At 42.9% G+C, this 489-nt stretch carries 1 protein-coding gene; it reads right to left on the reverse strand.

Annotated elements, in window-relative coordinates:
• Positions 1–205 precede the first annotated feature (205 nt).
• Positions 206–489, reverse strand: a 284-nt coding sequence (locus K0039_RS25045; RefSeq protein WP_228106837.1) for a succinylglutamate desuccinylase/aspartoacylase domain-containing protein, incomplete at its 5' end; no start/stop codon positions are given.

Raw genomic sequence — 489 nt, forward strand, 5'->3', positions numbered from 1 at the left:
GAGAAAAAAAGAAAATTTGATGGAGAGTGATGAGAGAATATTACAACACGATGATTTTGCAGAGATTATGAAGAACTATACCGGATGACTGGTGATAAATAAAGCAAATAACCAGGATTAATCTGTATTAATTTATAAGAAAGCAACTTAATACCCGCAGAATGATTTCTGCGGGTAAGTATTAGCTTATTTTTTCGAGCATTAATCACGCGCGTAATCCCAACGCTACCAACGGATTAGGGAATAACACATACTCTACATCATGGGTAACGGTAAAACGTTCCTCTCCGTCCTGCGCCAGCAATGTTCCTTTCTCAAACGGCATAAAATTCAGCGTGTCACTTGCCATATGCATTTCGAAGGACGGCGAGTGGCGAGTAATTTGCGAAACCACCCGATAACGGAGCGGCGGTGTTCTCACGATACCGACACTCTCACCAGATAGCAGCGCAGCAATTGCGCTGGCAGTTACTGCAAACTGGCGAAGAT

The sequence above is a fragment of the Terrisporobacter mayombei genome, from assembly GCF_020748465.1.
Classification (GTDB): domain Bacteria; phylum Bacillota; class Clostridia; order Peptostreptococcales; family Peptostreptococcaceae; genus Terrisporobacter; species Terrisporobacter mayombei.